The sequence below is a fragment of the Streptomyces alkaliterrae genome (assembly GCF_007097205.2).
Taxonomy (GTDB): domain Bacteria; phylum Actinomycetota; class Actinomycetes; order Streptomycetales; family Streptomycetaceae; genus Streptomyces; species Streptomyces alkaliterrae.
Map to the genome: position 1 here is coordinate 1 of NZ_VJYK02000243.1, position 8,323 is coordinate 8,323.

8 protein-coding genes are annotated in these 8,323 nt (G+C 74.0%); 2 read left to right on the plus strand and 6 right to left on the minus strand.

Annotated elements, in window-relative coordinates:
• Positions 1-1,341, minus strand: a 1,341-nt coding sequence (locus tag FNX44_RS19980) for an ATP-binding protein (protein WP_228450041.1), incomplete at its 3' end; no start/stop codon positions are given.
• 382 nt (positions 1,342-1,723) lie between these two features.
• Between FNX44_RS19980 and FNX44_RS19985 the strand changes: the two genes are divergently transcribed.
• Positions 1,724-2,620 carry a universal stress protein gene (locus tag FNX44_RS19985; protein WP_143649809.1) on the plus strand — a complete coding sequence of 299 codons (897 nt, stop codon included), beginning with the start codon at positions 1,724-1,726 and terminating at the stop codon, positions 2,618-2,620.
• Positions 2,621-2,793: 173 nt separating this feature from the next.
• Positions 2,794-3,699: a hypothetical protein gene (locus FNX44_RS19990; RefSeq protein ID WP_143649812.1), complete on the plus strand. Its 906-nt coding sequence runs from the start codon at positions 2,794-2,796 to the stop codon at positions 3,697-3,699.
• Between the two features lie 128 nt (positions 3,700-3,827).
• Here FNX44_RS19990 and FNX44_RS19995 read toward each other — a convergent pair whose 3' ends face one another.
• The 5 genes from FNX44_RS19995 to FNX44_RS20015 all read right to left on the minus strand — a co-directional run bounded on the left by FNX44_RS19995 (position 3,828) and on the right by FNX44_RS20015 (position 7,994).
• Positions 3,828-4,256 (minus strand): (2Fe-2S) ferredoxin domain-containing protein, encoded by a 429-nt coding sequence (locus FNX44_RS19995; protein WP_407699112.1) that lies wholly within the window; start codon positions 4,254-4,256, stop codon positions 3,828-3,830.
• A gap of 72 nt (positions 4,257-4,328) precedes the next feature.
• Positions 4,329-5,192, minus strand: coding sequence for an Fpg/Nei family DNA glycosylase (locus tag FNX44_RS20000; RefSeq protein WP_143649814.1), 864 nt, complete (start codon positions 5,190-5,192; stop codon positions 4,329-4,331).
• A gap of 34 nt (positions 5,193-5,226) precedes the next feature.
• On the minus strand, positions 5,227-6,081 hold the full coding sequence (locus tag FNX44_RS20005; RefSeq protein ID WP_143649816.1) for an ABC transporter permease: 855 nt from the start codon (positions 6,079-6,081) through the stop codon (positions 5,227-5,229).
• Positions 6,078-7,133, minus strand: a complete 1,056-nt coding sequence (locus FNX44_RS20010; protein ID WP_143649818.1) for an ATP-binding cassette domain-containing protein — start codon at positions 7,131-7,133, stop codon at positions 6,078-6,080. The genes FNX44_RS20005 and FNX44_RS20010 overlap by 4 nt, the downstream gene beginning before the upstream one ends.
• A gap of 93 nt (positions 7,134-7,226) precedes the next feature.
• Entirely contained in the window at positions 7,227-7,994 is a 768-nt protein-coding gene (locus FNX44_RS20015) for a hypothetical protein (protein WP_143649819.1), read from the minus strand.
• Positions 7,995-8,323: the final 329 nt, after the last annotated feature.

Here is an 8,323-nt window from a genome sequence, read left to right on the forward strand (position 1 = left end):
GTCCGGCACCACTGCCGGCGCCGCTGCCGCCGGGGCGGGCGCCGCCGTGCGCGCGGCGGGGACACCGAGGCCGTTGGACCCGCCCAGGGTGCCCCCGGCGGCAGCGGCGCCGGCAGTGGTGCCGGACACGGCACCGGAGCCGGTGGTGGTCGGCGTCGGCCGGGGGCCGGACGAGGCGCCGATGCCGTGCGCGCGGCCGGTGGCCGGCGCGGTGGTGATCAGCTCCTGCGGCACGATCAGCACCGCGCGGACCCCGCCGTAGGCCGACGTGCGCAGCGAGACCTTGAAGTCGTAGGCCCGGGCCAGCCGGCCGACGACGGCCAGGCCGAGTCGCGGGGTCTCGCCGAGGTCGGCGAGGTCCAGGCCCTCCTGGGCCTGCTGGAGCATGCGTTCGGCCCGGCGTCGGGCCTCCTCGCTGAGGCTGACGCCGCCGTCCTCGATTTCGATGGCGACGCCGGACTGCACCTCCACGGCGGTCAGGTGGACCCGGGTCTGCGGCGGCGAGTAGCGGGTGGCGTTGTCGAGGAGTTCGGCGAGCGTGTGGATCAGCGGCTCGACGGCGGGGCCGACGACCGCGACCTCGGTCACGGAGTGCAGCTCGACCCGCTGGTAGTCGATGATCCGGGACATGCCGCCGCGCAGCACGCTGAACAGCGGCACCGGCCGGTTCCACTGGCGGCCTGGGCGGGCGCCGCCGAGTACCGCGATGCTGTCGGCGAGGCGGCCGATCAGGGCGGTGCCGTGGTCGAGCCGCAGCAGGTCACCGAAGACCTCGTGGTTCTGGCCGTGCCGGTCCTCCATGTCCCGCAGTTCGCCCGCCTGTTGGTGGACGATCGCCTGGACGCGGCGGGCGATGTTCACGAACGCGCGCTGGGCCGAGTCGCGCAGGTCCTCCTCGGCGGAGACCACGTCGACGACGGTCCGCAGCACCGCCCGGTGGGCGGCGCGGAACTCCTCGGTCAGCCCGGGGGAGAGGTCCTCGCCCAGTCCAGCGAGCACGTCCTCGGGGAAGTCGCCCTGCCGGAGTCGGGCGACGACGTGGGGCAGCAGTTGCTCGGCGAGGCGGACCGTCTCCGCCTCCTGGCGGGCCAGCGCGGCCTCCCGGGTGGCGACCTCCTGGCGCAGGGCGGCGGCGGTACGACCGCGCCGGGCGGCCTCGGCGGCGACGACGGCGGTGGACAGCGTGGCGGCGAGACCGATCCAGAAGATCGGGACGCGCAGCCCCGGGGAGACGAGGAGCGCCGCGGCGAGCGCGGCGACGGCGGTCACCGCCGTGGGCAGGACCCAGACGAGCGCCGAGGCGGGCCGGGGATCTCCTGGAGGTGATCCAGCGTGGGTCATCAGCAGCTCAACCAACCGAACGTGTGGGGACGACAGCGGCGGATCAGCGCCCGGGCACGACAAAGGCGTGGAACGACCGCGTCCGCTCCCGGTCCGCGCTGAACCGCAAGAAGCATAACTACGACTGATCAGTTATTGACAGTGACGCCCGGTCAGTGGAACGGCAGGGCCGAACGGCCCTGCCGGAGCCCAACTCCGGCTACGTACAGTCCGGCTGACAGGACAACGGGACCGCGAGACGCGTCGCGGCGGCTGGGGCGTGCCCCCGGCCGGCCCACTGCCCTCGCGCGCCACGGCACGTGAGCGCACCCTGGAATGACAGAGGGCTGGAATGACACGGGGTCCCGAAGCCCGTGGTCGTGCCGAGAGGAACTGATACGTCATGAACAACCTCCCCGTCGTCGCCGCGGTGGACGGTTCCGGACACAGCCTGCGCGCGCTGGAGTGGGCGCTGGACGCCGCGACCCGGCGAGAGACCGAGCTGCTTGTCGTGCACGTGTGGGTGTGGCCGCCGCAGGTGACCAGCCTGCCGGAGCCGATGCCCGAGGCGCCGCCGCCCGGCCAGGACCCGGTCCTGGACTGGGTCAAGGAGCAGTTGCACGACCGCCGCGACCTGCCCGAGGTGCGGTACACGACGATGAGCGGATCTCCGGCGGCGGTGCTGCCGGAGATGGCCCCGCAGGCGCAGCTGATGGTGCTCGGCTCCCGGGGAAGGGGCGGCTTCGCCAGCCTGCTGCTGGGCTCCAACAGCCGGGCGACGGCGGCCCGCGCCGCCTGCCCGGTGGTCGTCGTCCCGCACAAGGAACGCGGCGGCGGAGCGCTGGCCGAACCGTACGGGCGGGTGGTGCTCGGCCTGGAGACCTCCGAAACGGCCGCCCCGGTGGTGGAGTTCGCGCTGGCCGAGGCGCGTCGGCGGGGCGCCGTGCTCCAGGTCGTGACGACCCACCCGGTGCCGTTCTCCAGCATGTCGATGCTCGGCAACTATCCGGACGCCACCGACCCCGAGGGGCCCGAGATCGCCCGCGTCACCGCGGACGCGCAGCGCGACCGGCTCCGGCCCTACCTGGAACGGTACGAGGGCGTGGTCGTCGAGTACACCATCGCTCCGGGGGACGCCGCCGGCCGACTGGTGGCCGCCTCGGAGACGGCGGACGTGGTGGTCGTGGGACGACACCGCAGGCGTATGCACCCCGGTGGGTTGGCGATGGGCTCGGTGACCAACGCCGTCCTGCTGCACTCCCAGTGCCCGGTGGCGGTGGTCCCCGTCACCGAACGCTGAGCCCGTCCCGGCCCCGGCGCGCCGCCCCCGGGGCCGGGGCCGGCGGAACTCGAATGGCTGTGCGCCGAGTGCGCCGCTCACGGGCCGACCCTAGCGTGATGATCACGTGGTGTGATCGATCGAGCGCACGCTGATCCCGTTCGGTGGTCGCACCCGGGAAACGGAGTAGCGACATGCGCACAGCCCTACGAGCGCCCGCGGCACTCGCGGGCACCGCCTGTCTCCTCGCCCTCTCCGCCGCCCCGGCGGTGGCGGCGGACGCGGAGATCTCGCCCCGCCAGGTCGCCCCGGGCGGCACTGTCACCGTCTACGTCAGCTGCGATCCGGTCCAGGGCACGATTCCCGGTTCCATCGAGGCCACCTCCCAGGCGTTCGCCAAGGGGACGGTACGCCTGGCCCGGGTCACCGGTCAGGAGGACAACGACGCCGTCGCCGGGCCCGCGTACCGGGGCAAGGCGAAGGTCGCCTCCGCCGCGAGCTTCACGGACAAGGGACCGAACGCCGTCGGCCGCGTCTCCGAGTGGGGCGTCGACGGCCTGTGTCCGGGCGGGGAGCAGTGGGCGGCCACCCTCCGCGTGGACCGGGAGGCGACCGCCGACCGCACGAACGACCGGCGGAAGACCGACCGGGAGAACGCCGAGCGGTCCGCCGAGCCCAAGCAGGACACGGCCGAACGCAAGGGCCACGACGGCCGGGACGACGCGGAGGACCCGCGGGCCGACAAGCACCGGGAGCGGCAGCACGACAAGGCCGCCGAGGAGGAGCACCACGGCCGGGACGGCGACCACGACCGGCCGTCGAAGGACCAGCACGGAAACCAGCCCAGGGACGAGGACCAGGAGAAGCAGAAGGACAGGCAGAAGGACGAGCACGGCGACGGCCGGCACGAGGAGCGGCACGAGGGGGCCGGCCACCAGGCGCCTGGCACCCCCAGCGGCCCGGTGCGCACCGGCGTCGGCGGCACCAGCGACGGCGGCGGTGTCAACGTCGCTGCGCTGGCCGGTGGTTCGGCGCTGTTGGTCGGCAGTGTGGCCGCCGCCGTCCTGTGGAAGCGGCGCGGCGCACGCGTCGGCCGCTGAGCCGTACGCCGCGAGCGCGCGGCGACCGGTGGGCGCTGAGCGGGCCGGGGCGGGCGGTGGCGAGGGCCCCGTCCGCCCCGGCCCGCGTCCGCCGGGACTCCGCCGCTTCGCTCGGCGGCGGCAGCCGGTCAGGTCGGCTTCGGCGGGCTGATCACGTGCTCGGTCAACAGGGCGGGAACGGGGGCGAGTCCGGGACCGCCGGCGTCCGCCCACTCCAGCAGGGCGCCGACGGCCTCCTCGGTGAGCACTCCGCCGAGCCAGACCGCCCGGCCGCCTCGGCGGCGGCCGGCCGCCGAGGGGCGCAGCACCGCCACGTTGGCGTGTTCGCAGGGCCCGAGGCAGTCGGTGGTGAGCAGGGTCAGTCGGCCGCCGGACGCGTCGGCCGCGGCCCGGACCCGGGCGAGTTGGCCGTCGTGGTCGACGCCCGGCCGTTTGCGCTCGGTGCCGCAGCAGCAGCCGCGGCAGAGCACCACCGTGCAGGGCCGGTTGAGGAAGCCGCGCCTGGGCGGGGCGCCGCTCTGGGCGGCGGATGGGACGTTCCGGGGGGCAGCAGTCACGTCTCGGAAGCTTACGGAGCGCCTCTCGGGCCGGCACCGCCGCCCGACGTCAGTCGCCCGTCGTCCGAGGTGCTACTTGAGCAGGCGTGACATCCGTCGGTCGGCCAGCGGCTTCCCGCCGGTCTGGCAGGTCGGGCAGTACTGGAGGGAGGAGTCGGCGAACGAGACCTCGCGCACGGTGTCCCCGCACACCGGGCACGGCTCCCCGGTGCGGCCGTGCACCCGCATGCCGCCGCGCTTCTCGGCCTTCAGCTCCCCGGCGGCGAGCCCCGAGGCGCGGCTCACGGCCTCGGCCAGGGTGCCGCGCAGCGCCTCGTACAGCCGCTCGACCTCGCCGGGGGCCAGGTCGGCGGCGAGCCGGTAGGGGGACATCCGGGCGCGGTGCAGGATCTCGTCCGAGTAGGCGTTGCCGATCCCGGCGATCACGCTCTGGTCCCGCAGCACGCCCTTGACGCGGTGCCGCCGTCCGCGCAGCAGACCGGCGAAGGTGTCCAGGTCGAACGCGTCGGCGAGCGGTTCGGGGCCGAGCCGGGCGATGCCGGGCACCTGGCCCGGGTCCGGCACGCAGTACACCGCGAGCCGCTTCTGGGTGCCGGCCTCGGTGAGGTCGAAGCCGCCGGCGCCGTCGGCCAGCCGCAGCCGGAACGCCAAAGGTCCGCGCCCCGGCCGGGCGGGCGGCTGCTCCTCGTCTCGCCAGCGCAGCCAGCCGGCCCGCGCCAGGTGCACGACGAGGTGGGGGCCGTCCTCAGCGGCCAGGTCGAGGAACTTCCCCCAGCGCCGCACCGCCGCGAACCGGCGGCCGACCAGCGCTTCAAGCGGTGGGTCGAACGTCTTCAGCACGCTCACCGCGACGGGCCGCACCGAGGCGACGGTCCGGCCGACCACCCGTGGCTCGAGGTAGGCGCGCAGCGCCTCCACCTCCGGCAGTTCCGGCATGAGCCCAGTGTGCGACCCGCAGGGCGCCGTCGCACTACTTGCGGTTGTACAGCCGCATCGTGATCGTGCCGAACACGGCGGTCAGCGCCGCGCCCCAGCCCAGCGTCCAGGCGATCTCGGTGGGCGGCCAGCCGCCGTCCATCAGCACCCGCACCGCGGAGGTCAGATGGGACACGGGGTTGTTGTTCACGAACGCCTGGAGCCAGCCGGGCATGGTGGCCGGGTCGACGAAGATGTTGCTCAGGAAGGCCAGCGGGAAGAGCACCATCATGCTGACGCCCATCACCGACTTCTCCGAGCGCAGCATCAGCCCGAACATCGTCCAGGCCCAGGAGAAGCAGAACGAGAACACCAGCAGCAGCGCCACCCCGGCGAGCACGCCGACCACGCCGCCCGCCGGCCGGAAGCCCATCACCAAGCCCACCGTCATCATCACGGCCGACGCCACCGTGTACCGCAGCACGTCGCCGAGCAGGTAGCCGACCATCGGCGCCGGCCGCCAGATCGGCAGGGTGCGGAAGCGGTCGAAGACGCCCTTCTCGATGTCGGTGTTGACCGACACCCCCGTGTACATCGTGATCATCACGACGCTCATCACCAGGATGCCCGGCAGCACGAACTGCAGGTAGGCGGTGGTGGAACCGGCCAGCGCGCCCCCGAAGAGGTACGTGTACATCAGCACCATCATGATCGGGAAAGCCGTCACGTCGAACAACTGCTCGGGCACGTGCTTGATCTTCAGCACGGCCCGCCAGCCGAAGGTCAGCGACGCCGACAGCGCACTCGGCCTCGGCGGACGCTCGCCGCCGACCAGCAGGGCGGTCAGGTCCTCGGTGGTGACGGGGGCCAGCTCCTCGCCACGCGTCTGTGTGGTCGATGTGCCACTCATCCTTCACGGCCCCTTTCCCGGCCCTCGGCGGCCGGTTGCTCGTCGACGGCGGGGGCGTCCACCGGTCGGCGGTCGGTGAGGGCGAGGAAGACCTCGTCCAGGCTGGGCTGCCCCAGCGAGAAGTTGTCGACCACCACGCCCTGACCGGCCAGGTCGGCCAGCGCGCGGGCGGCCAGCTCGGCGGCCGCCGGGCCCTTCGAGCCGTCGGCGGCGGTGATGCGCGCGGTCAGCGCCAGCGGGTCCGCGCCCAGCTCGACGCTCTCCCCGAGGACCGCGGCCAGCACCCGCTCGGCCCGCGGCCGCTGTTCGGCCTCCCGCAGCCGCAGATGCACCGAGCCCGCGCCGACCGACGCCTTGAGCTCGCCCTTGGTGCCCTCGGCGATCACCCGGCCGTGGTCGATCACCGCGATCCGGGAGGCGAGCTGGTCGGCCTCGTCCAGGTACTGCGTGGTCAGCAGCACCGTGGTGCCCTGGGCGACGACTGCCCGGACGATCTCCCACACCTGGTTGCGGCTGCGCGGGTCGAGACCGGTGGTCGGCTCGTCCAGGAACAGCAGATCGGGTGTGTTCAGGATGCTCGCCGCGATGTCGATGCGCCGCCGCATACCGCCCGAGTAGTGCTTGACCTGGCGCCCGGCGGCCCGGCTCAGGCCGAACGCGGCCAGCAGTTCGGCGGCGCGGGCCCGGGCGGCGGCCCTGCGGTGGCCGAGCAGCCGGCCCAGCAGCACCAGGTTCTCCGTGCCGGTCAGGTCCTCGTCGACGGAGGCGTACTGGCCGGTCAGGCTCACCCGGCCGCGGACGGCGTCGGCCTCCGCGACGACGTCGTGCCCGAACACCCGCGCCTCGCCGCCGTCCGGCCGCAGCAGCGTCGCCAGCACCTTGACCGCCGTCGTCTTCCCGGCGCCGTTCGGCCCGAGCACCCCGTACACCGTGCCGGTGGGGACGGTCAGGTCCACGCCGTCCACCGCCCTCGTCTCGCCGAACACCTTGACCAGGTTCGACGTCTCGATCGCCGGGCCGGAGTGGGCGCTCCGGCTGGATTGGCGGGTCATGGCGGCTCTCCCTGCTGATGGCACCACGGGCATTCGCCCCACCTACCAGAGTGCAGAACGTCGAGCCGTTCCGCCCACTCTTTTCCGGGGCGCTCAGCCCGCCCGGTACTTGCCGAACTGGTGCAGCGCCGCCTGGGCGTAGGCGACCCGCCGGTCCAGCAGTGTCTCGCACCACGAGTAGTTGGAGCGCAGGTAGCGGAAGTCCAGCGCGGCGCGCGGGCTGCCCGAGCGCCGCCAGACGATCCGGCGGGGACAGCCCCACACGATGAGTTCCAGCGTGTTGCCCAGCGTGACAAGCGTGATCACCAGCGAGACCACGAAGAACAGCGCCCACACGGGCAGCAGCAGCGCGAAGCCCAGCCAGCCGGCGACCGTGCCCTTGTGCCCCGTCAGGGACGGGCCGCCGTCGGCCGGGTCGATGCGCCAGAAGGCGCGGCGGGTCAGCGGGGACCGGCCGCGCGCCAGATGGCACAGCGGCGCGCCCTGCTCGTCGAGTACCGCGAAGTGCCGCGGCTCGCCCTTCGCCAGCGGCTCCGGATGCACCGAGCACAGCAGCCGCTTGTCCGGGTCGTGCAGGACCAGCACGGGGTGCTCCTCGAACTGCGCGGCGAGGAGTTCGGCCCGTCGCTCCACCTCCGTGACGGTGGTCGGGCCGGCGTCCGGCGGCGGACCGGAGAGCCGCGAGACCGCCGCGTCGGACTCCAGCGGACCGCCCGGTTTGACCAGACGTATCCGGGCCAGCGCGTTCTCCGCGCGGTGCTCGCCGTCGGGGAGGATCATGAAGCACTCGCCCTCCGGCCACAGCCCCGCGTGCGAACCGGAGGTACCGCTCACCTCGACGGTGAACGTGGACCGCGTCATCTGGCTCTCCCGTCGTCCCATGGCGTCGCGACCGTCCCGGGAGATTGTGCCAACTCCCGCCGGGCGCGGGGAGGCGCGTACGGACGAGAACCGGGGGACAACCGGCGGACGACCGGGAGAGGGGCCACGGGACGCGCCACGCGCGGGGGCGCACGGGGCGCGCGCCGAGCATTTCAGCCACCGCACACCCGGGCGTCCCGGACACGCCACGTGGTGGCCAGCGGGCGGCGGCATCAAGGAGGTGTGCCCACCCGCCGGGCCCGTCCCGGCGGCCCGCGGCCACCGCTCGGCCGCACGCGCCCACCCCCTGTGACGGGAGCCGCCATGAC

Bases quoted from the DNA above. Each gene is read 5' to 3' on its own strand.
- FNX44_RS20015 (WP_143649819.1), bottom strand. From the start codon at position 7,994: ATGACGCGGTCCACGTTCACCGTCGAGGTGAGCGGTACCTCCGGTTCG.
- FNX44_RS20000 (WP_143649814.1), bottom strand. From the start codon at position 5,192: ATGCCGGAACTGCCGGAGGTGGAGGCGCTGCGCGCCTACCTCGAGCCA.
- FNX44_RS20010 (WP_143649818.1), bottom strand. From the start codon at position 7,133: ATGACCCGCCAATCCAGCCGGAGCGCCCACTCCGGCCCGGCGATCGAG.
- FNX44_RS19985 (WP_143649809.1), top strand. From the start codon at position 1,724: ATGAACAACCTCCCCGTCGTCGCCGCGGTGGACGGTTCCGGACACAGC.
- FNX44_RS19990 (WP_143649812.1), top strand. From the start codon at position 2,794: ATGCGCACAGCCCTACGAGCGCCCGCGGCACTCGCGGGCACCGCCTGT.
- FNX44_RS20005 (WP_143649816.1), bottom strand. From the start codon at position 6,081: ATGAGTGGCACATCGACCACACAGACGCGTGGCGAGGAGCTGGCCCCC.